Genomic DNA, 23,223 nt, shown 5'->3' on the forward strand with positions numbered 1-23,223 from the left:
AATCCGTTCTTTGTGGATGTGGCCAGTGGTGCGGAGCGGGCGGCGCGTGAGGCGGGGCTCGGGGTGATGGTGTGCAACAGCGCGCAGAGCCCCGACGAGGAGGCCGACTACCTCTCGCTGTTCGCCGAACACCGGGTGCGCGGTGTGCTGGTGACCCCGGCCGACGCCACCGGGCGCAATCTGCTGGGCTTCCGGCGCCACGACATCCCGTACGTCTTCGTGGACCGTGAGATGCCGGAGGACGAGGGCTGCTCGGTGTCCGTGGACGACGTCGAGGGCGGCGCCCTCGCCGGCCGCCATCTGCTCGCCCAGGGACACCGCGCGCTGGTGTACGTCAGCGGCCCGATGCATCTGCCGCAGTGCCAGGACCGGCGCAAGGGCCTGCTCAGCGCGCTCGCCGAGGAGAACATGTCGCCCGGCGACCTGGTCCATATCGAGGCCGAGCGGCTGGATGTGGCGGCGGGGCGGGACGCGGGGGCGAGGCTGCTGGGCATGTCGCCGCGGCCGACCGCCGTCTTCTGCGCCAACGACCTGCTGGCGCTCGGGGTGCTGCAGGCGCTCTTCGCGGCCGGGGTGTCGGTGCCGGGGGAGGTGGCGCTGGTGGGCTACGACGACATCGAGTTCGCGGCGGCGGCAGCGGTGCCGCTGACGTCCGTACGGCAGCCCGCCTTCCGGATGGGGCGTACGGCGGCGGAGCTGCTGATCGAGGAGACCGGCGAGGACGCCGACGCACACCGGCACCGGCGCATCGTGCTCCAGCCCGAGCTCGTGGTCCGCGACTCGACCTTCGCGGTCGTCGGCCGCCCCGGGCGCGGGGCGTAGCGCCGCCCGGCGCTCAGAGCTGTCTAGACCGACACGGCTGACGCGATGGCACGCTCGGGGCCCGCGAGCAGTTCCCGGATCTCGTGTACGGCGGCCCGCCCGGCCCGGTTGGCGCCCACCGTGCTGGCCGATGGCCCGAAGCCGACCAGATGGACGCGGGGGTCGCGGAGCGACCGCGTCCCCTCGACGGCGATCCCACCACCCGGCTCGCGCAGCTTCAGCGGGGCGAGGTGGTCGATGGCGGCGCGAAAGCCGGTGGCCCACAGGATCACGTCGGCGGCCACGGACCGCCCGTCCGCCCAGGCCACCCCGTCCGGGGTGATCCGCTCGAACATCGGCTGCCGGTCGAGCACCCCCTTCGCCCGGGCCCGCTGCATCGCCTCGGTCATCGGCAGCCCGGTCACGGACACCACACTGAGCGGCGGCAGCCCCTGCCGCACCCGCTCCTCCACCATCGCCACGGACGCCCGCCCCTGCTCCTCGCCGAAGGGCCCGGAGCGGAAGACGGGCGGCCGCCGCGTCACCCAGGTGGTCTCCGCAGCCACCTCGGCGATCTCCAGCAGATGCTGTACGCCGGAGGCCCCGCCCCCGACGACGATCACCCGCTGCCCCGCGAAAGCCTCGGGCCCCGGGTACTGGGCGGTGTGCAGCTGCCGCCCTCGGAACGTGGCCTGCCCGGGGTAGCGGGGCCAGAAGGGGCGGTCCCAGGTGCCGGTCGCGTTGATCAGCGCGCGCGTGGACCACACCCCCGCCGAGCTCTCCACCCGCAGCCGCCCGCCGTCCCCCTCGCGTACCGCCGTGACATCGACCGGGCGGACGATCCGCAGATCGAAGGCGGACTCATAGCGCGTGAAGTACTCCGTGATCACCTCGGACGACGGCCGGCCGTCATCCGCGCCGGTCAGCCGCATGCCCGGCAGGTCGTACATCCCGTGCACCTTGCCGTACGTCAGCGACGGCCAGCGGAACTGCCATGCGCCGCCGGGGCCGGGGGAGTGGTCGAGGGCCACAAAGCCGGTCCCCGGCTCGTACCCGGCCCGACGCAGGTGATAGGCGCTGGACAGCCCGGCCTGCCCGGCCCCGATCACCACGACGTCCACCTCGCGCACCGCAGCTATGTCGTTCACGCTTCTACTAACTACGGTCCGCGGCCGGATCTTCCCAACGGGCCGCTTTCGTCACCGACGTGGCGGGACGGTAGGCTCCCGACCCCTTGGGCGGGGCGTACGGGGAGGGTGTTCGATGGTTACGCGGGTGTCGAGTCATACGCGGCGGTGGGCCGCCGCCCTGCTGACCGCGGTGGCGGTGGCGGTGGCCGGCTGCGGCTCTGGCGCGGACGCGCCCAGGTCCCCCGGTGCGAAGGGGGTGCCGGAGGTCATGGAGGAGAAGGACCTGCCGGACCTCCCGCTCGACAGTTACCGGCTCGACACCGAGGAAAGCAGGCGGTTCGGCAAGGCGCAGCGCCTTCTGGCCCAGCGGTGCATGATCCGCCTCGGATTCACCGACTTCCCCGCCGACCCCAAGCCTCTGGCCCCTTCCACCCCGGCAGCGACGCTCGTCATCACCGCCCTGCCGACATCGCTGGGCGCATTCGACCTCGACCGGGCCAAGCGGTGGGGCTACGGCTGGGAACCGAAGCCCCGCAAGGCATTGGAGCCGACCGGACGGGCGGTGACCCGAGCGGAGCACGCGGCCCTCTACGGCATGTCCCGCACCGGAGCCATACCGAAGGGGGGCAAGTCCCGCGAGCGGGGGTGTTCGGAGAAGGCCAACGAGCAACTGCTCAAGGGCGTCGCGGACTCCCGGCGCATGTGGACCTTCCCCGCCACGCACGATGCCGATCTGCGGAAGGCGGTGGAGAAGGACCGGCAGGTGCGCCGGGCCTTCGCCACCTGGTCGAAGTGTGTCGTGGACAAGGGCGGCAAGCGGTTCGCGGATCCGATGGCCGCGTACGACGACAAGGGGTGGCGGCGAGGCAAGGACGGCAACACCCCCCACACCCGGCGGGAGGTGGCCACGGCCGTCGCCGACGTCGAGTGCAAGCGGGAGCACAACACCCTCGGCGTGTGGTGGGCCGCCCTCGCCAAGCGTCAGCGCTCCGACATCCAGCGGAACAAGCACGAGTACGACGCGGTGCGCGGCGATCTGGATGTGCTGAGGGGCAACATTCGAAAGGCTCTCGGCTGACCGGCGCCCGGATCCGTCGTCCGCCTCCCTCGTCCGCCTCCGTCGTCCGGGGGAGAACGGAGATGGGTCACGTCGGCGATGTGCGGCAACACCCGTCGCAATGATGATCGTCGGCATGAGAAAACCCCTCGCTTTCATTGCCGCACCGCTCCTGGTCATCGTCTACGGGCTCATCCGCATTCTGGACGGTCTGGATGACGAGCGCGGCCCCGGTCCCGCCTGGATGACCGGTCACCTGGCCTTCCTCGCCGCGTTGTTGCTGTTCGTCCCGGTGTTCCTGGACCTGCGACGGCTGGCGGGCGGTGGCAGGTTCGCTACGTGGACGGTCGCCGCGGCGCTCGCCGGCACCGCCTGCACCGTGGTCCAGATCGCCGTCGACATCGTCATCGGGGCATTGGCCAACGACCACGACGACATGCGGGCGATGTTCTCCGACGTCATCAAGGTCCCCGGGATGGACATGGTCGTCTACACGGTCGGACCAGTGCTGTTCTTTCTCGGCCTGGTTGTCGTGTTCTGCCAGCTCGCGGTGGCCCGTGCCGTTCCGGCATGGCAGGCGGCGCCCGTCGTGACGGGAGCGCTGGTATTGCCGGCCGGGCTCGATCTGCTGCCGGTCGCGGGCGTGTTGCTGTTCGCCGGACTGGCGCCGTTCGCCCGCCGCGTCGCCCGTGGCGCCACGGCGCAGCCCACGGCGCATGCCTGAGGTCCCGCCGAACGCCTCCCGTGGGAGAATCCACCCTCGTGTCCGCGCTGCCTGTCTTCCCACCGCTTCGCCGTCTGGTGGATTCGTCATGGTCGGACGCGGGGCTCGCCATCGTCGTCGCCGCCGCCCAGCTCTCACCCCTGCTGTTCCGGCACAGCGACAGTGGGCGCCCCTGGCACTGGTGGGGCTATGTCGCGGCGGCCGGGGCGTCACTCCCGCTGGCGGCGCGGCGGCGCGCTCCGGTGGCGGTCCTGCTGGTCTGCGCCGCCTTCTCCGTCCTCTACGACTTGACCGACCCGGTCGCTCCACAGCCGCTGTGGTACGCGGTCCTCATCGCGTTGTACGGGGTGGCGTCCGGCTGCCCGTCCCGGGTCCGGATACCGGTGTTCCTGGGAATGTGTGCGGGCGGCCTCGCCACAGTCGGCTCGCTGGACACCGCGACCCGCGGCGTCGTGCTGTACGTCGCCGCCTATGCGCTCGGCCGGGCCTCGGCCGGGTCCCGTGCCCAGGCAGCCGTTCTCGCCGAACGCGCTGTCCGCCTCGAAAGCGAACGCCGGGCAGCCGAGGAACGCGCCGCCGAGCGCGAACGCGCACGCATCGCCCGGGACATGCACGATGTGCTGGCCCACTCGATCAGCCTCATGGTCGTCCAGGCCGAGGCGGGCCCGGTCGTGCTGGACACGGCGCCCGCCCGCGCCGCGGCCGCGTTCGACGCGATCGCCGGCACCGGTCGCGACGCCTTGGACCAGTTGCGCCGGATGCTCGCCGTGCTCAGGGACGAGGAGGGCACACGAGCTCCGCAGCCGACGGTTCACGATCTGCCCGAGCTCACCCGGAAGGTCGCCCGAGCCGGCGTGGAGGTGCGCTGCACCACCGAAGGCGAGCCACGTCCACTGCCCGCCGACTGTGGTGTCGCGGCCTACCGGATCGTGCAGGAGGCCCTGACCAACGTCGTCAAGCACGCCAGAGCGGACCGCGCCGAGGTACGGCTTTGCTGGCGTGACAACGACCTGGAGATCCTCGTCGCCGACAACGGGCGTGGCGCGGGAACGGACCTGCCGTCCGGCGGGAACGGCCTGATCGGCATCCGCGAGCGGGCCGCCGCGTGCGGCGGGACCGCGACGGCGGGCCCGCGGGCGGACCGACTCCCGGGATTCGAAGTGAGAGCGCGGCTGCCCGTGGCCGCCCCGGAAATCGGAGTGGCGTCATGACGATCCGTGTCGTGGTGGCCGACGATCAGGAGCTGGTCCGCGCCGGCTTCGCCATGATCCTGGCCGCGCAGCCCGGCATCGAGGTCGTCGCGGAGAGCGGCGACGGGTTCGAGGCGGTCGGCGCCGCCCGCGCGCACCGCCCCGATGTCGTCCTGCTCGACATCCGGATGCCGGGGATGGACGGTATCGAGGCAGCCCGGATCATCTGTGCCGAGACGGCCTGCCGGGTGATCATGCTGACCACTTTCGGGCAGGACGGCTACCTCTTCGACGCCCTGCGCGCGGGCGCGAGCGGCTTCCTGCTCAAGGATGTGCGGCGGGACGACCTCGTGCACGCCGTCCGAATGGTCGCGGTCGGCGACTCGCTGCTCGCTCCCTCCGTCACCCGCACCCTGATCGCCGCCTTCACCTCCGGCGCGGTGGTGCCACCACCGCGGACCGAACGACTGGACGTGCTCACCGCCCGCGAGCGGGAGACATTGCGGCTGCTCGGTTGCGGCCTGTCCAACGCGGAGATCGCAGCGGACCTGGTGGTGAGCGAGCACACCGTGAAAACGCATGTCAGCAACATCCTCACCAAGCTCGGACTCCGCGACCGCGTCCAAGCCGTGATCGCCGCCTACGAGACCGGGATGGTGATCCCAGGCCGTTTCACCGACTGAGCCGACGCCCTACGGCTCGCTCGTCGCGCCGTCCTCGGGGGTGTCCGTGGTGGCGGGGCCGGGCGAGGCGGATGCGGAGGGGGTCGCCTTCGGCGGCTCCCCGGATGATGCCGAAGGCGAGGCCGACGCCGAGGAGGTGCCGGACGGCCCGGAGGTGTGGCGGGATGCCGTCGTGGTGGCCGTGGCCGAGGCTTTGGCCGAGGAGGAGGCCCGCCTGCTCGCGGTGGACGTGGGCTTCTTGGCGGAGGGCGACTGCCGGGCGGTGGGCCCGGTGACGGCGCCACCGTTCGTGGCGGCCGAAGGGCCGGGGGAGGGGGTGGCCGATCCCGAATTCCCCTTGTGGGAACGGCCCTTATTGGACTGCTCGCTTTCCTTGGAAGTCGCCGAACTCCCCGGGATCAGCGTTTCGGGGGCGAAGGGAGTGCCGCCCATGATGGCCACCGCGAGCACCGTGGCGTATCCGACGGAGACGATTCCCGCGACCACGCCGACCCGCCGGAACACACGGGCCCTGCGCCCCGAGGAATCGACGAATACGGGCCCCTCGGAGCCGGCGGTACGGACACGGCGACGGGCACGCCGAGCGGGGTCGGCGTGCCCCTCCGCCACGGGCTGCGACTTCATGACGGCACGTTAACAGAATTCTTCCCGGATAAAGCTATGGACTTTCTTTGGCGGGTGAATTCCGAATTCTCATTTTTTCGGCTCGGTCTTTTCCGCAGCTGCCCCGTAACTGCGCGGTGCCGTCGTGGACGGCGGCAGACCGGCGTTGAATCGGGTGTCGACGTAATCGGCGAAGGCGAAGCGGCGCGGGATCAGCTTCAGCTTGGCGAAGGTGTCCGCGATCTTCTGTTCCGAGGCGATGGCGTCCTTGTCGACGGCCACATACACCCGGCTCCCGTTGGTCCGCTTCACCGAGTCCAGTGCCACCTCGTACGGCAGCCCGGTCTCCTTCGCCCAGATCTTGGCCCATGCCTCCGGGTGCTTGTAGACCCAGTTCTGGGCGCGGCGCAGCCGCTTGAGATAGTCGCCGATCGCCTTGGCCTTCTTCTTGTCGTCGAGCGAGGAGGGGTTGGCGACCTGGAAGTTGAGGCCGTTGACCACGCCCTGACCGGTGGTCAGGATACGGGCGTCCGCCGACCGGACCGCCTGGGAGGTGTACGGGTCCCAGATGGCCCAGGCGTCCACCCTGTCGCGGGTGAAGGCCGCGAGCGCGTCGGCGGGCTGGAGGAAGGTGACCTTGACGTCCTTGATCGACAGCCCGGCCTTCGCGAGCGAGGCGACGAGCTGGTAGTGCGCCGAACTGCCCTGTGCGACGGCCACCGACTTGCCCTTGAGGTCGGCGACCTTCTCCAGCGGCGAGCCCTTCTTCACCAGGATCGTCTCGCCGTCGGCGGTGCCGTGTTTGGCGGCCACCACCTTGATGTTGGAGTTGGCGGCGGCGGCGAAGACCGGCGGGGTGTTGCCCACCCCGCCGATGTCCACCGCCTTGGCGCTCACCGCCTCGAGGATCGGCGGCCCGGAGGTGAAGGTCGACCACCGGATTTTGTACGGCAGGTCGTCCAGCTCGCCGGCGGCGCGCAGCACCGCCTCGTCGTTGCCCTTCTGGTCGCCGACCCGCAGGGTGAGATCGCCGTTGCCGTCGGTGTTCGAGCCCGCACCGCCCGAGTCGTCGGCGGACGATGTGGCGGTGCAGGCGGCCAGCAGGAGGGCGAAGGGGAGGAGCAGGGCCGGGGCGATACGCCGTCTCATATCGGCAGGTCCGTTCGTGAGGGTGGTTCGGATGGTGCGGGGGGTGTCATGCGGCCTTACGGGGCGATGGCGCGGGCGATGTGGCGGGCGACGCCGTGGGAGCCGTTGTGGCAGCCGCTGTGGGAGTCGCCGTGGGAGCCGCCACGCCCAGCCGGTCCAGGAGTTCGGTGCGCAGTTCCGCGAAGCGCGGATCGGAGATGTCGCGTGGCCGGTCCAGGCCGATCTGCCGCTCGTACGCGATCACGCCGTGGTCCATGACCAGCACCCGGTCGGCGAGCAGCAGTGCCTCCTCGACGTCGTGCGTCACCAGCAGCACCGCGCAGCCGCGCCGCTGCCACAGCTCGGCGACCAGCTGCTGGGCCTTGATACGGGTGAGCGCGTCCAGCGCGCCGAACGGCTCGTCGAGCAGCAGCAGATCGGGCTCGCGCACCAGCGCGCGGGCGAGCGAGGCGCGCTGGGCCTCGCCGCCGGACAGCGTCTTGGGCCAGGCGGTCGACCGGTGGCCGAGGCCGACCTCCGCCAGTGCCCGCTCGGCGACCGCCCGCCCGGGGCGGCCGGGCAGCCCCAGCAGCACATTGCGCCAGACCCGCTTCCACGGCATCAGCCGCGGCGCCTGGAACGCGACCGCCTTGGCGCGCGGCACCAGCACCTCGCCCTCGATCTCCCGGTCGAGCCCGGCGAGAATGCGCAGCAGGGTGGACTTGCCGCAGCCGCTGTGGCCGAGCAGGGCGACGAACTCGCCGGGGCGTACGGTCAGTTCCAGCCGGTCGATCACAGCGCGGCCGTCGAAGGTCCGGGTCAGCCCGTGCACCCGTACGGCGGCGGGGTCGGCGTGGGCGTCGGCGGTCGGATTCTTTTCGACCGGGCCTATTTGCCCGTGAAGCTCGGTCGCCATTGCAGCAGCAGCCTCTCAAGAGTACGGACGATGAAATCGGCGAGCAGGCCGAGCGCGGCGTAGACGATCAGGCAGACCACGATCACATCGGTCTGGAAGAACTCCCGGGCCCGGTTGAGCAGAAAGCCGATTCCGTCGTCGGCGTTGATCGTCTCGCCGAAGACCAGCGCCAGCCAGGCGGTGGCGAGCGAGTACCGCAGCCCGGTCATCGCCCCCGGCAGCGCCCCGGGCAGCACCACATGGCGGATCAGCCCCCAGCGGCCGAGCCCGAGCGCGGTTCCGGCCTCGATCAGCTGGGCGTCGACCCCGCGGATGCCCGCGTAGACGTTCAAGTACAGATGGAAGGTCACACCGAGCGCGATGAGGGCGATCTTCGGCGCCTCGCCGATGCCCAGCCAGATGATGAACAGGGGGATCATCCCGACCCAGGGAATGGTGCGGAGCATCTGCACCGTCGCGTCGACCAGGTCCTCACCCAGCCGGGACAGCCCCGAGACGAGGGCGAGCGACACCCCGGCCACCGCGCCGATCAGCAGCCCGACCAGCACCCGCTGCACCGACACCAGCATGGCGTGCGGCAGGGTGCCGTCCCCGATCAGGTCGGAGGCGGTACGGGAGATGGTGCCGGGGGAGGCGAGGGTGTCGGGGGACAGCACACCGGTGGCGCTGCACACCTGCCAGGCGATGAGCAGGACGAGGGGACCGGTCGTACGGCGCAGCCACCGGGGCACGGTGCGGCGGCGCGCGGACAGCGGAACGACCGGTTCGAGAACCGGGGACATGAAGGCTCCACAAACGGGGTGGGCGAAGCGGGAAAGGTGACGGAACGCGCTGAGAACGCGCGGGAGGAGAAGCTCAGAGAGCGGTAAGAAGCGTCGGCGCAGGCGTTCTTACGCGCGACGTCGTGACAGGATCAGCAGCCGCCGGGACACGCGGCGGAGGCCACCCGCAGCAGGTCGATATGACCGCGCGTGGTGAGCAAGGCTGACGTAGACATGCCCTTGAACGTAGCGAGGGCGTCCGGATGCGGTCAATGGTGTCTTGCCACTCGGACCTTTGTTGCGGCGGTTTTACGGGCGGACGTACGAGGATGGGGCCATGACCCAGACCTTCCGCACCCACATCCTCCGGATCACCACGGGCTCCACCGAGCGGGTCGCCGATCTCACGGCCGACTGCGAGGCGTATCTGAGGGAGGTGAGCCAGGGCCGGGACGGGCTGCTCAATGTCTTCGTCCCCCATGCCACCGCCGGTATCGCGATCCTGGAGACGGGTGCGGGCAGCGACACCGACCTGCTCGCCGCGCTGCGCGAACTGCTGCCCGCAGACGACCGCTGGCACCACCGCCACGGCAGCCCCGGCCACGGCCGCGACCATGTGCTCCCCGCGATCGTCCCGCCGCACGCCACGCTCCCGGTCATCGGCGGCCGGATGGCGCTCGGCACCTGGCAGTCCGTATGCCTCGTCGATACGAATAGAGATAATCCCAACCGTCAGGTGCGGCTGAGCTTCCTGGGCTGATGCTCGTGAGGGGACAGTAGCGTCGAATTCCGGCCGCACCGAGTAGCGCTTGGCTCGTGCGTGATCCGCCCGTCAGCGCCAGTTCCCGGGCGCCCGCGCGGCGCGATGTGAACCCACGACCTCTTCGTCCCGAATGGGTTCGGTCGAGATCGGTACTGGCCTAAATGGCGTTTGCGCAGTTCAGGGCGCTGGTGTGGGTAGGTTTCGCGTGGTCTCGCGGCGGCTCGGGGAGCGGGTCGGCTCCCAAATGGCTCCCAGGAGCCCTCCCTCGCTGGCTCCTTGCGGCAGCCTGCCCGGAGTGACTGCTTCAGTGCCTCCGTCGTCCGGAGCCGATACGGGGGCGCAGCCCGTACGGGATCTTGGTCGCGCCGTCGCGTTCGCTCCACAGCCGTGTTCCCGACCGCATGAGTGCCCAGCCGATCTTCTCGTAGGGCATGAGATCGCCGACACTGAGCTGTCCAAGTAGGTGGGTCAGCTCCTCGGCCATTCGCAGATCATGCTCGCGCTGTCGTTCGTCGGCATTGGAGTACCCGTCGGCGCGAGCGGTGAACTCTTCATAGGTCAGCTCACCAAGGCGGCGCCGGTGCGCCAGCAGCGCCTCGCTGTCGACGTATGCGTTGGAGTACTCCTTGCCGAAGCGGCGCCCGTACTCGCGGACCCGTTGACGTTCCTTCTCAAGCATCTCAGGGCTGATCTGCCGCTGGCGGGCAGTGGCGATCTTGTCGGCGCGGGATAGGAGCCAGGTCAGAGGGGACGGGCATAGGAAAATCCCCAGCCTGCCGTAGCCCTGCCACTGGCAGTGCGTGTATCCGACGGCCTGCGCAACCCAGCCATAGCGGTCGCCGGTGCTGGTGTTCGGAGCGAGGCTCTTGAACTCGACGCCGAAGGCAGGGTTCTTATCGTGCCAGCCTTTCGGTTCCCGGGGCCTCAGCACTGCGTCTATTCGTGTCTCTTCGCCGGTCCAGTAGCGTCCTGGCACCTGCTCCTCAATGTGGAACCACTGGTCCAGTTTGCCGAGTACGAACGCAGCAAGGGCCTTCTCGTCAGGGAACGTTCCGGGTTCTGGCAGCAATGCCCGCTGTCCGTAGAGCACTTGGTCGACTGTACGCGCCACCCTGCCTCTGCAACAGGCGATAACAGACGATGGCTCCGAAAATTCCCAATGCTATTGCCGTGAGATCTCGACGATCTGCCTCTCGACCAGAGCCTTGTTTTCGTCGCGGATGGGATGGACCGCATCGACACCCTGTCTGGCAGAGTCGTCAAGCCTCCAGTCGAAGTAGCGCTGCCCGGGAGGACGAGGCAGGTGTCGTCGCAACCCGTGGTGATGTAGACGTCCGACTCCTTGCCCACATCGGCGACGGCGGCTGCGTCGACGTCGCCGGGGTTGGAGCCGGTCGGACGGACCTTGACGCGGTCACCGGCGAGGTGGGTGAGCCAGGCGGTTATCTGGGAGCACCCGGCGTTGTGGACGCAGCCGAACATACGAATGGCTTGGCTTCAGACACGGGCGGGGCCTTCCTTGGCAGCGGGGGTTCGGCAGCCGTGGTGGTGTGTTCAGGAAGAAGCGGCGGGAAGCCAGAGCGACATGGATCAGGGCGATCAGGACGGGCACCTCGATGAAAGGACCGACGACCCTCACGGAGGGCCTGGCCCAATGCCACGGATCTGCGTCGGCCGTTCGCGGCCAGGCCTCAGGGCTGATCCCCATGACCTGCGCTGAACGACCGCGAAGGCGGGGCCTCCACGGGCAGGATATGGCCATGGACCTGGCGGATATGGGCGCCATAGCCGCCCTTCTCTCTGTTCCCGTCGCCCTCATCACGGCATGGTGGAACAAACGCAGCGCTGAGAAAGCAACGGACGCCACGCTCATTGCGGGACGTAACCAGGCCGACGCCTCTGTGGCGGCAGTGTGGGTCCAGGGTCGCAATGAACACGAACGGGGGCAGCACAGCGCGCTCGGCGACGCGTCCGCGGAGTTACTCCGTGCGACCGACGCACTGGTTCGAACAGTGAAACGGCTGCCGAACCTCGGTCACGGTGAGCGCGAGGCTTCCCTCGCCGAGCACGCCATGTTGGTGGAGCGCGCCTACGTCCCGCTGGAACTCTTAGCTCCGCCCGACCTCCTGTCCCTGGCGAAGGACCTCCGCTCATACTGCCGACTCCTGGAGCGACTGGCCCTTGACCGGGCCGTGCTGCGCTCGACGATCAACGCCCTGGAAGCCGGATGGTGTCAGGGCAACCCGGAGACCTGCGACGATCATCACCACAACGCGGCTTACGTCGCGTGGCAGCTACTCGTCGACTGGGATAGCAAGGACGACGAGGAGAGGTGGCGGGACCGAGATCTCCTTGAATTCTGCCTCCGCGACACTGTCACTGTCTCCGACGAACAAGTGGCGCAGACGCTGGCTCTCGCAGACCGCTGCCCCGCAGCCTGGCCGCAGTTGATAGGCGGCTGGATCCGGGACCCGCTTATTGAACGCTCCGAAACTGTCCGAACCGCCTTCGTCACCACCGCCCGCACCACCGCAGCCTGATCAGAGACGAGGTGCGGCCAAGTTAGTGAGGAGCAACATCGTGCCTCATACGCCTCGAATGACATGACTACTTCATTCACCCAAGGGACGGGGCGGTCGCTGAGGCTCGCCGGGCTGGTCAGCCGGTCGGCTGGGGCGGAGGCGGTGGGCGGCCGTCTCGATGGTTGGTGTGCTTCGCTGCTGTACAGCTGATGACCTCGAACACAGCCGCCGCCGGGTTGACCCCTGCAAGAATCTGCTTGTGCAGCCCACACCGGATGACCCGTCGCAGCTCCCTGCCCCGTGGTGGGTGCCTGATGGTGGCTTGCATTTACTGGATGTGGAGTTGCACCGCGAGCTGGCTCCGGGACACCAGTTGCATGGCGCCCGGGTCTCTGCTGGTGCCCGGTGCGGAGGATGTGACGACGTGCTGTTCAGCGTCACCGACCGTCCCTTTCCCTGGGCAGTGGTGCACCTGACCTGGACGGGGCACGAGGAGCGCCCACCTTGGCCAATGACGACGCCGCTGGCCAGCCTGGCCGACCTCCTCACTGAGTGGGCTGACCACAACTGCATCAGCGATCAGCCGCCGGTCTCCGTCATCGAGCGGCAGCCGGATAGCAGGCGTACAAGGGCGAGCGTGATCGCTCCGCGACTGGCCGCTGTTTACCACTCTGAGGGCACGGATGGGGCACGAGGCCCAGGAAGCCTCTTCGTGCGGCAGGCCAAGGGTCTACTTGGGCTGCCCGAATGCAAGACAGCGGCCAAGGATCGCCTCCCGGGCCACTCGGGCCCACATCGCCTGCTGTCGCGTGGTGAATCCCATGCGGTTCCAGTGGAAGAGGATGTGCTTGGCCAGGATGGCGCGTGTGCCAAGGCCGAGCCGTCCTGCGTGGCCAGCCTCTGCGATGGCCCGCCCTGCGTCGGCATCAACACGTAAGGTCGCCGGGAGCGCATCCCCATCGCCGGGCGAGGGCCCGGGTTCAGCCATTTCCCGGATTCGGACCCGGTGCCTATCAGCAGACGGCGCTGCTGCTCATGTGAGGGCCAGCGTGTCGAGGCGAGCACGCGTGAGTGCCACGTAGAGGGCGCGATGGTCGGCCTGTGCAGGGTCGAGGCCGAGCACCAGGGCCGAGGCGTCTGCCCCGCTCAGCCTTATGGCTACTGTGTTCCACTCGCGCCCCTTGGACTGGTGGCAGGTTAGGCCAGGCACCAGCTGGTCATCTCCAAGCCGCAGTTGTAGACGAGCCAGTGCGCCGAGCGGCTTGCGCGCGTGCTGTTGCGCGGCGACCGCCGGGATGCGGTCGGCCAGGCTGCCTGTCAAGCTCTGCCACACCAGCGACGGCGGGATGCCGCCTTTGAGGTGAGTGATGGCTTTCTGCAGGCAGGGGCGGAGGGTTGTCGCTAGCTCTTCCTTCTCCAGGCCGAGTGTGACCAGAGCATCGTGCAGGAACACTGCCTGTTGGCCGAGCGCATTCTGAGTGATCTCATTGAGGAGCAGGGTGCATATCGCCTCTTGGACCTGACCAACGCGAGGCTTGACGGCGAGGGGCAGGACGTGTGGATCGGAGTCCCACAGAGTCTTCCATTTGTGTGCAAGAACTACATCGGCGTCATGGGCAGAACCCGCCGGCAGTGTCACCGGCATCCGCCGGCGCAGCTGCCGCGTGAGCCATGCCTGCCTGTCGCTGCCCCACCGAAATGATTCGTCCAGGTGGTGTGTGGTGAAGCCGTTCTCGCTGATGTATACCGTCATGGCAGCGGGACGTGCGCCTCTGAACTGGTAGAGAGCTTGCCAGGGATCACCGACCAGTGTGAGGGAGCTGCCCCCCGACGCGGCAAGCGAGAAGACGTCCCGGTCCAGGTCGTTGGCGTCGAAGACTTCGTCCACCGTCAATGAACGCACGGTGGTCTTGAAGTAGGAGGTCAGTGCCTGCCTTGCGGAGCTGCCTGTCAGGGCTCCCTGCAGAGCCTCCCGTACGTTGTCGTGAGTGCATCTACCGGCAGAGACCGCTCTCTTGAAGTCCGTGGCTGAAGGATGGCTCGTGGACTGAGACTCGTTGACGGTTCTGACGAGGACCTGGCCGCTGTCGACCTGCAGTACGGGCCTTATACGGCCGGGCTTCGTGGGGAGAGCCGTCCGCCATGTGTCCAGGACCTCAAGTTTGGTGTGCCCTCCTGGCCAGTGCAGAACGCCTTCGTGGAGCAGGTGGAAGAGAAGGTCGCACAGAAGGGTGTCCAGGGTCACGATGCGATGCGGCCAGGTTACTGATGACGGGCCCCATTGCCGGATGACGCGCGTTCGCAGTTCCTCGGTGGCTGACCTGGTGAAGCTGACCGCTACGACCGCCCGCCGGTCGGTGGGGGTGGCAAAGCGGTGCAGGCCGAAGCGCAGAGCCGACACGGTGGTCTTTCCGGAACCGGGCGCTGCTTCGACGTAGACGCGGTCGTGCGGGCTGCCGCTAGCCGTCAGCTGTTGTGGCGTCAGGGCGTCGAACCCTGCGCCGGACTTAGGCATTGCTCTGCCCCTGTGGCCACTGTCCGGGTACCTGCACGCGTGTGGGCCAGCCGCCCGGCTGGCGGCTTGCAGTGTGGTTCTGCTGAGTCGGACGTGCGAGGAGAAGTTCGTCCCAGCATGTGGTTTCGTCCGCATCGACTGTTGCTGCCTCGGGCTCTCGCTCCTCGTCGCTGGGTTCGTGTTCCTGCCAGAACGCCGGGTCGTCGAGGTCGTCGTCCCAGCCGGCGTCGTCTGGCAACTCGTCCCAGATAGTGTCCGGCGCGAGCCATACGGGCGGTTCCATGGCGGACTCGTCGGACGTGGGGTCGATGGCGGCGGTGTGTGGGGCAGCGGGATAGAGGAAGTCGAAGAGGTTCTGGAGGTGGCCGGGTACGGAGATAAGGGACATGCGGTCGGCCGCTTCGCGATCGGTGTCGTTGGTTTCGCGGAGCAGGGCGGCGAGTGCGAGAGCGAACTCGGCCTTTCGCCGTGCGCCTCGTCCTTCTTTGACTGCTTCCTCTCCGTCCTTTCCAGTCCTTCGGCTGGCGAAGTAGGCGCGGACGCTGTTGGGGGTGACTTCCGTCAGCGGGTGCTTCGGGTCAATCGTTCGCTGGGCTTCCTCGACGAGGTGCTCGTTGCCCGGAGTGATCGCCGGCTCGAGGGTGGGGTGGCTGATGAAGGCTTGGACAACGGATGCATCGTGCTCGGTCAGCCACTTGGGCGTATCGCGCGCGCTGTCGAAGGGGAGGTCGCTGTCGCTGTCACGGAGGATGGCCAGCTTCGTACACAATTCCGCCCCCGGTGTAGCCAGGAGATGGGCGGCCCATTGGCCTACTTTGGTGCCCATGGGGACGATGCTCAGGGCATCAATGAAGGCTTGCTTCGCTTCGTCGTCGGCTGCCCAGGCGCGGCCGAACTCTCGCACCACGGCGCCTTCCGTCACTCCTTCGACCAGGAGCAGGCGTTCGGCGAAGAGTGCCGATGAACGGCTCGCGTCGAGGTGCAGTCTGGCCATGCGCAGCGTGGCTTCGCGATGCTGGGGCGGGACGACGTCCCTGACGCAGCGGCTGACGCTTCCGTGGCTGGTGCGACGCACGACGACGAGTTCCGCAGGGTCGCAGGCGGTGATGATGTCGGTCGCGTGACTGGTGAGGATCACCTGCAACTCGGGTCGCGATTTGACGGTTCTGCGCAAGTAGCGCACCAGTGAGTGCTGTAGCTGGGGGTGCAGGTGCGCTTCGGGCTCCTCGATGACGACCGTTGCGTGAAAGGGGGCTGTGGAGAAGAAGGAGTCTTCCTCGGAAGCCGCTTCGGCTTGTGCTTGGGCCAGGTTCTCGAAGGCTTGCCTCGCCTGCTCCTCCTCGGAGAGGGACCCGTGATCGCCGGTTCCTTCCGGCGGGTTCGGTGAAGCGAGGGGGACTTCGGCGGAGTCGGGTATCGCAGCCAACGTCACGGCAATATGCAGGAGGTTGACATATCCCAGCCCGGAAACCTCCAGGGGACGGGCTGCGGAGCGGCCTTCGATGACGGCGAGCATGATTTCCAGGACGCGCGCGAGGTAGGTGTCGTCGATGACCTGGCCGCGGACGTAGGGCCATTGCGGACTTACTCCGTCAGACAGCCTGCCCAAGTGTTCGCCGATCCGTGCCTCGACGGCGTCGATCAGGCTGTCTTTTGCAAGGTCCTCCAACAGCTGAGAGGCACGGGCCCGTAAGGCCACCAGGTTACGGCTGCCGTGGAGTTCCTGCTGCCGCGCCCGTAGCAGCTCGACCAGGATGCGTGCCTCGCGTCGAGCCAGTTCGTCCAGCGGATGACGCCAGGCGGGAAGGTAGATCAGTTTGAACTGGTCAAGCTTCCGCGCAACTCCGTGGCTGTTGGCCAGGCGGGAGGTGACCGTTCCCAGTTGTCGGTGAAGGGAGACACTCCAGGATTCAGCGTCTGCACCGAGGCGCCGATGCCCCGTGGTATGAAGCTCGCGGCCAAGCCGCCCCTCCGCGTCGAGGTCGCCTCCCAACGCATAGGTGATGTCGACGCTGCGCTCTACGCCGGCGTCAGGTGATGCCAGGACAGCTGAAGTCGGCCTCGGTAGCACGGGAAATCGACTCCCTGGGTGCGCGAGGTAGAGCGCGTCTGTGAGTGTCGTCTTGCCCGCGCCGTTCGCACCGATCAGCACACTGAATCTGCCGGGAAGGTCGCAGCTCATTGGAGTCTCTGCGCTCGCGCGCAGACCGCTCACCTTGACGCGGCTCAGATGCATGGCAGATCCCCCGATCGACTCGGTCACTCTGCGAACATCATCGCTCAGTGATGTTTTCGCCGAAGCGGCGCGTGGTGCAAGCTGCGCGCGGATGTCGGCACGAATCTCGGCATGCAGCCCGATGGGTGTGCCGGGTTGGGTCAGACCGCCGAGTCCTGGCTGCCTGCTGCGACGGAAAGGCCGTCTCGCCTACCCTGTTGAACACGAAAATCGAGGGTCCGTGTACGGCGCACCCAAAGGCCTCTTGTGCGTGACGACGGTTCGACTTAGCGTGACGGGTCTGCAGCGGCGTTGGAGGGGGTTGCGGGGCGTGGCGTTCTGGATGGCTGCTACGTCGGTATGGGCTGTGCTGCAGCTGTTGTTGCTGTCCTGGCCGGTGCGGACGGTGCGGTGGCCGACGGTGCTGCTCGCCTTCGGGGTGGGCGTGTATGGCTGCGGTGTGCTCTCGATGCTGCTGGAGCTTGTGGTGGCACGTCAGTTGGCGACCGCGAGGGAGAGTTCGCTGGCGGGCGTCATGGATGTGGTGTCATGGACGACGGCTCCGGTGGTGGAGGAGCTGATCAAGGTCGCACCGCTGGTGGTCGCGGGGTGGGCGCTGCGCGGGCGGATGCAGTGGGGGCTGGCGGACTTCGTGGTGCTGGGCGGCGCCGCCGGAGCGGGGTTCGGTCTACTGGAACAGCTTCTGATGTATGCCGAGGCCGGGGGTAAGGCCCTTCCCGTGGATGAGGGGGGCTGGCTGATCGCGAAGGGCTTGACCGACCACCCGTACGTTCCCGGTCTCGGGCAGATCGCCGGCAGTTGGTTTCCCTCACCAACCGGCACCACTGGCGTCGGTGGGCCGGTACTCCTCTACGAGGTACACATCTTCACCAGCGCGCTCGGCGGGCTGGCGGTGGGCTTGTTGTGGTGTGGTGCCCGCGCACTGATCCGGGCCGCAGCGCTGGTGCCGATGGCCGGGGCGGTGGCGATCCACTGGGTGAACAATTACGCCGCGGCTTCCCCGCGCAACCACACCGCGATGGAGTGGCGCGAGAGGCTGGCCGCGGACTGGGGCCTGTGGATCATCCTGGGTTGCCTTGCCCTCGCGTGGATTTGGGATCTGCACCGGTCCCGCCTGGGCCGGCGGCGCGAGCTCGATGTCGCGCTGGCCACCGAACGCCAGGGCCGGACCGCCCCCGAAGCTCTCTTCGGGTACGCCCTGCTGCACCTCCCGGCTACGTGGATCATCGCCCTGGGCTACGCCCGACAGCGCAGAGCGCTGCTGTACGCCACGGCCCACCCCCGTACCCACGCGGAGAAGCTGGACCTGCTACGCGAGTCGGTCGCCCGGCAGACCCGACGTATGGACGCGACAAACAGCCCGGAGGCATGGCGTGGTGTGACCTTCCGGCAGCTGTGGCGCCGGGCCCGGGAGCAGCGCCCCCGCTGGCCGCGGCACGAGAAGGCACTTCTGGTGCTCAGCCTGCTGCTGGCCGTCCCCTCCCTGATGTATCTGGCGGTGGGCTCCTTTCCGTCCGCCAAGGGTCTGCAGGAGTACTTCACCAAAGGCGCCGGGCTGCACATCCTGATCGGTGTTGGCCTGGCCGGGCTGGCCCTGGCCCTGTGGCGCCTGATCTCGGCTGTAGGCGGCTACCGGACTGCGAGCGCTTCTCCCCTGGGCGAGGCCCTTGCCCAGGTCCAGTTCCGCGTCGCCGTGTGCGTGGGCTCCCTCGTCGTCGGCATCCTGCTGCTGTCCCGCTGGTCGGCGATCGCCGGCGGCGAGGCCCCCCTGACGGGTTACCGCATCCTCGGTACCGACGACTTCCTCCTGGAAAAGCTCCTTGAGGTCGGCCTTCCCCTCCTCCTCACCATCGCGCTGTTCGCCATGCCGTACACGATGCCGCTGGAACTCGCCATGGGCGGGGGGCTGGCAGAGACCCTGCTGATGAGCCTCGCCCCGCGCGCCCTGAGCCCGATCGCCTCACGCATCGGCGCCAGGCTGGCGGCGCGTGAGGCGATGCAGTGGGCGCGCGGCGCCCTCCGGGGCCGTGGCCGGGGTCTGTTCTCGCGTACGTGGGACAGGGTGCGGCATGGCCGTACGGACCCGGTGGATCTGGCGACTGGGCGAATGTTCCTGCCGCAGACGGATGTGGCGTTGCCGGGTGTGCTGCCGCTGGTGTTCTCCCGCCGAGTTGACTCCGGATACCGCGCCGGGCGGTGGTTCGGCCCGACCTGGGCCTCAACGGCCGACCAGCGACTGGAGTTCGATGAGCAAGGCGTGGTGTTCTTCACCGAGGACGGTCTGCTGCTGGCCTATCCGCATCCGGTGCCGGGCGGCACCGCGGTCATGCCCGCGGAGGGGCCGCGGTGGCTGCTGGCACGGACGGCGGACGGCGGTACGTACACCGTCACCGACCCAGAGGCCGGGCTCGTCCGCACCTTCACCCCGTACCGCAATGAGGCACTGGCGCTTCTGCGGGAGATCGCCGACCGCAACGGCAACCGCATCACCTTCACCTACGACGCTTCCGGCGCACCCGCTGAGATCCTTCACAGCGGTGGTTACCGGCTGCGGCTGACGTCGGACGGTGAGCGGATCACCGGCCTGCACGCCGGTGAGGTCCGGGTGATGGACTACGGCTACACCGACGGCCATCTCACCGAAACCACGGGCCCCTCGGGCTTACCGTTGCGTTTCACCTACGACCAGGCCGGACGGGTCACGTCCTGGACCGACACCAACAACCGCTGGTACTCCTACACCTACGACCAGCAGGACCGGGTCATCGCCGAGGGTGGCGAGGGCGGCCACTTCACCTTCCGCATCGGCTACGACGGAGTGGACCCGGACTTCCCCGGCCTGAAAGTCACCACCCTGACCTCGCCGGACGGTGCGGTCACCCGCTATCTGATCGACCAGGCGCACCAGGTCGTCGGGGAGATCGACGCAGTCGGCGCGGTCAGCCGCACCGTGTACGACCAGGACGGCCGTACGGTCGCCGAGACCGACCCGCTGGGCCGCACCACCGGCTGGCGCTACGACGAGCGCGGGCATCTGACAGCCGTGCTCCGGCCGGACGGCAGCGAGATCAGCGCGGTGCTCGACGCACAGGGCAACCCGGTACAGATCACCGATCCGGGCGGCGCGGTGTGGCGGCAGACCTTCGACGCGGCGGGCAACCGAACCACGCTCACCGACCCGCTCACCGCCATCACCCGCTACCTCTACGACGCGCGCGGGGGCCTGCTCGCCGTCACCGACCCGCTGGACGCGACGACCCGGGTGCGCTGCGACGGGGCCGGGCTCCCCATCGAAATCACCGACCCGCTGGGAGCCACCACCTTCTACCAGCGGGACGCGTTCGGCCGCATCGTGGCCGAGACCGATCCACTGGGCGCGGTGACCCACTACATATGGAGCCCGGAAGGCAAACTCCTGCGCCGCACCGGCCCGGACGGGGCTGCGGAGTCCTGGACATACGACGGCGAGGGCAACTGCCTGTCCCATACGGACCCGATCGGTGGGGTGACGCGCTGTGAGTACACCCATCTCGACCTGCTCACCGCTCGCACCGACCCAGATGGGGCCCGCTATACCTTCACCCACGACGCCGAGGCGCGACTGACCCAGGTCACCAACCCCCAGGGCCTGACGTGGGATTACGCCTACGACCCGGCCGGACGGCTGCTGTCGGAGACAGATTTCGACGGCCGTACGGTGGCCTACCAGCACGACGCGGCGGGCCAACTCATCTCGCGTACCGACCCGCTGGGCCATACCACCGGCTACACCTACGACGCGCTGGGCCGCATGGTGGCCCAGGACGTGGCTGGGAGGGTCTCGAATTTTCGCTGGGGCCCGGCCGGGGAACTTCTCCGAGCCACCGGCCCCGGCATGAGTCTCTCCCGCACCTACGATCCTGCGGGCCGCATGCTGTCCGAAACCGTGGACGGCCACACCTTGCATCTGACCTACGACGCAGCGGGGCAGCTGGCCTCCCGCCGCTCACCGGCAGGCGCCCGAACCACGTACACCTACGACGGGGCAGGCAACCGCACCACCTTGACCACCGCAGGCAGGGGACTGACCGCCACCCACGACGGATCAGGACGTGTCACCCAACGGAGGTGGACCGGGGGGCTGTCCCTGACCCAGGCATGGAACCCAGCCAACCGCCTCATCGGCCAGTCCTACACCGCAGGCCCGCAAGAGGCGCCCCTGTTGCGGCGCACCTACACCTGGCGTCAAGACGGCTACCTCACCGCCTGCGAGGACACCACCACCGGCCCCAGCCGCTACACCCTGGACCCGGCCGGCCGCGTCACGCACGTACAAGCCGCCACCTGGCAGGAGTCCTACTCCTACGACCCCGCGGGCAACCAGACCCACGCCACCTGGCCGGAAACCCACCCCGGCGCGGCCTCGACCGGCGCTCGCACCTACACCGGAACCCGCATCCGGACCGCGGGCACCACCCGCTACGAACACGACGCCGCCGGGCGCATCACGCTGCGCCAGAAGCCCCGCCTTTCGAAGAAGCCCGACACCTGGCGCTACACCTGGGACACCCAAGACCACCTCACCCACGTGGTCACCCCCGACGGCACCACCTGGTGCTACCGCTACGACCCCCTCGGCCGCCGCGCAGCGAAACAACGCTTCGCCCCAGACGGCTCGGTGGCTGAGGAAGTCAGATTCGTCTGGCACGAAACCACCCTCATCGAGCAGACCACCACCTCAACAAACTGGCCCGGCACCCAGACGCTCACCTGGGACCACGACGAAAGCGGGCTGACCCCTCTCACGCAGACCACCCAGTACGCCCCCGGCGCCGAGACCCCACAGGAAGAGATCGACACCCGCTTCTACGCGATCATTACCGACCTGATCGGCGCCCCCACCCACCTCCTCGACGACACCGGCCACATCGCCTGGCAGTCCCGCACCACGCTCTGGGGCACCACCACCTGGAACCCCGACGCCACCGCCTACGCCCCCCTCCGCTTCCCCGGCCAGTACCACGATCTGGAAACCGGCCACCACTACAACCTCCACCGCCACTACGACCCCGAAACCGCCCGCTACCTCACCCCCGACCCCCTCGGTCTGGCACCCTCACCCAACCCCACTACCTACGTCCACAACCCCCACAACTGGGTAGATCCAGACGGCCTCGCGCCCAAGAAGCCTCCGTACATGGTTCCGGAGCCCTCGCCTTCGGCGCCTCGGGGGGAGTTGGTTCCCTATGACCGCGTCTTCTCCCACCGGCAGGAAATCGGCCTCCACGTCCCAAGACTGACCACTCCGGGCGGCCGAACGCTCTCAGCACATGCTGCCGAACGTGTCGCCGGAAGTGGGCCTGGCCGTCCACCTACGACGCTGGATGTGGTGGACCACATTCTGAACAAGGGGACAAAGATCAAGTTCGATCCGGTGAGGGGTACCATTCAGGTGAGAGCCCCCTCACTTCCAGGAAAACCATTCGTAGTCGTCAGCGCGAACAACCCTCATCATGTCGTCACAGTGATGATCCCGAAGCAGGTAACTTTGCCGTGAATCCACGGGAATCTCTCCTAGAGCTGATCAATGTATTTCTATCCGGCCAGGACAGGTCGATGCAGGTCGTGAGTCAGATCGAAGCGGTCGCAATCGACTACTTCCTGGACTCAGACGTCTACGAGATCTTGAGTGAACCCCTCTCCCTGTACCGCCCAGGGGAAGGGCTCCCGTATGTGAACGAAGAAGAGATGGCGGAGTCTCTAGAGGAAGCACGGAGAGCTTTGGTGGATAACACTGACGGAAACGAATGAGTCGTACACCAGCACAGCACTTCATGCATCCTGTATAGGTCGCGCTCGGGCTGGTCGAGACAGCCAGTCCCCGAACTCCATTGTGGGCCTTCTCGATGGCTTCGACGCTTGTCCGCTCCCGCAGAGCGGAATGAGCTGACCCCGGTTGCGTGGAGTCCCTGAAGCCAGGCTTATGATCCTGGTGTACGGAGAACCGCGAGCTGTGCCGGCACCACGTAAATATCCGGACGAGCTGCGCGAGCGGGCCGTCCGCGAGGTCCGCGCCACCGGCCGCCCCATCGCGCGAAGGACCTCGGCATCCCCAAGAAAGCCCTGCGTGGCTGGATTCGCCAGGCCGAGGCCGACGCCGGGGAAGTGATGACCGGCTGACCACCGCCGAGCTGGAGGAACTGAAACAACTCCGC

General features: G+C 68.3%; 19 protein-coding genes and 2 pseudogenes. 10 read left to right on the forward strand and 11 right to left on the reverse strand.

All coding sequences use genetic code 11. The features are described 5' to 3' along the window. Window positions 1-822 (forward strand): substrate-binding domain-containing protein (locus ACWDSL_RS05395; protein ID WP_450481938.1); only part of this gene is annotated, 822 nt, incomplete at its 5' end. A 23-nt stretch (window positions 823-845) separates the two neighbouring features. Here the strand turns inward: ACWDSL_RS05395 and ACWDSL_RS05400 are convergent. Beyond that, complete coding sequence (locus ACWDSL_RS05400) at window positions 846-1,979, reverse strand: NAD(P)-binding domain-containing protein (protein ID WP_450482072.1); 1,134 nt, start codon at window positions 1,977-1,979, stop codon at window positions 846-848. Between the two features lie 97 nt (window positions 1,980-2,076). Between ACWDSL_RS05400 and ACWDSL_RS05405 the strand changes: the two genes are divergently transcribed. The 4 genes from ACWDSL_RS05405 (at window position 2,077) to ACWDSL_RS05420 (ending at window position 5,585) form a co-directional block, all read left to right on the forward strand. Continuing rightward, window positions 2,077-3,009, forward strand: coding sequence for a hypothetical protein (locus ACWDSL_RS05405; RefSeq protein ID WP_450481940.1), 933 nt, complete (start codon window positions 2,077-2,079; stop codon window positions 3,007-3,009). Window positions 3,010-3,109: 100 nt separating this feature from the next. After that, window positions 3,110-3,712 (forward strand): hypothetical protein, encoded by a 603-nt coding sequence (locus ACWDSL_RS05410; protein ID WP_450481942.1) that lies wholly within the window; start codon window positions 3,110-3,112, stop codon window positions 3,710-3,712. A 38-nt stretch (window positions 3,713-3,750) separates the two neighbouring features. Next, window positions 3,751-4,923, forward strand: a complete 1,173-nt coding sequence (locus tag ACWDSL_RS05415) for a sensor histidine kinase (protein WP_450481944.1) — start codon at window positions 3,751-3,753, stop codon at window positions 4,921-4,923. Then, complete coding sequence (locus tag ACWDSL_RS05420) at window positions 4,920-5,585, forward strand: response regulator (protein WP_450481946.1); 666 nt, start codon at window positions 4,920-4,922, stop codon at window positions 5,583-5,585. Before ACWDSL_RS05415 ends, ACWDSL_RS05420 begins: the two co-directional genes overlap by 4 nt. Window positions 5,586-5,594: 9 nt before the next feature. On the opposite strand, the gene ACWDSL_RS05425 is transcribed toward ACWDSL_RS05420, so the two are convergent. From ACWDSL_RS05425 to ACWDSL_RS05445, 5 genes are all read right to left on the reverse strand, one after another. Beyond that, window positions 5,595-6,209 carry a hypothetical protein gene (locus ACWDSL_RS05425; RefSeq protein WP_450481947.1) on the reverse strand — a complete coding sequence of 205 codons (615 nt, stop codon included), beginning with the start codon at window positions 6,207-6,209 and terminating at the stop codon, window positions 5,595-5,597. Window positions 6,210-6,278: 69 nt separating this feature from the next. Next, the gene (locus ACWDSL_RS05430) at window positions 6,279-7,337 is read right to left on the reverse strand and encodes an ABC transporter substrate-binding protein (RefSeq protein WP_450481949.1); all 1,059 of its coding nucleotides are present in this window, start codon (window positions 7,335-7,337) and stop codon (window positions 6,279-6,281) included. A 46-nt stretch (window positions 7,338-7,383) separates the two neighbouring features. Further along, entirely contained in the window at window positions 7,384-8,232 is an 849-nt protein-coding gene (locus ACWDSL_RS05435) for an ABC transporter ATP-binding protein (RefSeq protein WP_450481951.1), read from the reverse strand. Then, window positions 8,205-9,014: an ABC transporter permease gene (locus ACWDSL_RS05440; RefSeq protein WP_450481953.1), complete on the reverse strand. Its 810-nt coding sequence runs from the start codon at window positions 9,012-9,014 to the stop codon at window positions 8,205-8,207. Before ACWDSL_RS05440 ends, ACWDSL_RS05435 begins: the two co-directional genes overlap by 28 nt. A 131-nt stretch (window positions 9,015-9,145) precedes the next feature. Continuing rightward, entirely contained in the window at window positions 9,146-9,229 is an 84-nt protein-coding gene (locus tag ACWDSL_RS05445; protein ID WP_358647469.1) for a putative leader peptide, read from the reverse strand. 101 nt (window positions 9,230-9,330) lie between these two features. On the opposite strand from ACWDSL_RS05445, the gene ACWDSL_RS05450 reads away from it, so the two are divergent. After that, window positions 9,331-9,753: a secondary thiamine-phosphate synthase enzyme YjbQ gene (locus tag ACWDSL_RS05450; protein WP_450481955.1), complete on the forward strand. Its 423-nt coding sequence runs from the start codon at window positions 9,331-9,333 to the stop codon at window positions 9,751-9,753. Window positions 9,754-10,060: 307 nt separating this feature from the next. Here the strand turns inward: ACWDSL_RS05450 and ACWDSL_RS05455 are convergent, their stop codons facing one another. The 3 genes and pseudogenes from ACWDSL_RS05455 to ACWDSL_RS05465 form a co-directional block, all read right to left on the reverse strand. Beyond that, window positions 10,061-10,846 carry a hypothetical protein gene (locus tag ACWDSL_RS05455; protein ID WP_450481957.1) on the reverse strand — a complete coding sequence of 262 codons (786 nt, stop codon included), beginning with the start codon at window positions 10,844-10,846 and terminating at the stop codon, window positions 10,061-10,063. A gap of 72 nt (window positions 10,847-10,918) precedes the next feature. Beyond that, window positions 10,919-11,238 (reverse strand): annotated as a pseudogene (locus ACWDSL_RS05460) (phosphotyrosine protein phosphatase). Window positions 11,239-11,253: 15 nt separating this feature from the next. Further along, window positions 11,254-11,389, reverse strand: a pseudogene (locus ACWDSL_RS05465) (ACR3 family arsenite efflux transporter); the annotation flags it as partial. A gap of 127 nt (window positions 11,390-11,516) precedes the next feature. Between ACWDSL_RS05465 and ACWDSL_RS05470 the strand changes: the two are divergent. Next, window positions 11,517-12,296, forward strand: coding sequence for a hypothetical protein (locus tag ACWDSL_RS05470; RefSeq protein WP_450481959.1), 780 nt, complete (start codon window positions 11,517-11,519; stop codon window positions 12,294-12,296). Between the two features lie 406 nt (window positions 12,297-12,702). After that, a complete protein-coding gene (locus tag ACWDSL_RS05475) occupies window positions 12,703-13,215 on the forward strand; it encodes a hypothetical protein (protein WP_450481961.1) in 513 nt (170 codons plus the stop codon). Between the two features lie 96 nt (window positions 13,216-13,311). Here the strand turns inward: ACWDSL_RS05475 and ACWDSL_RS05480 are convergent, their stop codons facing one another. Next, a complete protein-coding gene (locus ACWDSL_RS05480; RefSeq protein WP_450481963.1) occupies window positions 13,312-14,793 on the reverse strand; it encodes a UvrD-helicase domain-containing protein in 1,482 nt (493 codons plus the stop codon). Further along, a complete protein-coding gene (locus ACWDSL_RS05485; protein WP_450481965.1) occupies window positions 14,786-17,056 on the reverse strand; it encodes an ATP-dependent nuclease in 2,271 nt (756 codons plus the stop codon). Before ACWDSL_RS05485 ends, ACWDSL_RS05480 begins: the two co-directional genes overlap by 8 nt. A 295-nt stretch (window positions 17,057-17,351) precedes the next feature. Here ACWDSL_RS05485 and ACWDSL_RS05490 point away from each other — a divergent pair, with 295 nt between their 5' ends. Next, window positions 17,352-22,565 (forward strand): DUF6531 domain-containing protein, encoded by a 5,214-nt coding sequence (locus tag ACWDSL_RS05490; RefSeq protein ID WP_450481967.1) that lies wholly within the window; start codon window positions 17,352-17,354, stop codon window positions 22,563-22,565. Next, window positions 22,562-22,819 carry a hypothetical protein gene (locus tag ACWDSL_RS05495; protein WP_450481969.1) on the forward strand — a complete coding sequence of 86 codons (258 nt, stop codon included), beginning with the start codon at window positions 22,562-22,564 and terminating at the stop codon, window positions 22,817-22,819. Before ACWDSL_RS05490 ends, ACWDSL_RS05495 begins: the two co-directional genes overlap by 4 nt. The last annotated feature ends 404 nt before the right edge of the window (window positions 22,820-23,223 follow it).

The sequence above is a fragment of the Streptomyces sp. NPDC000941 genome (genome assembly GCF_053599555.1).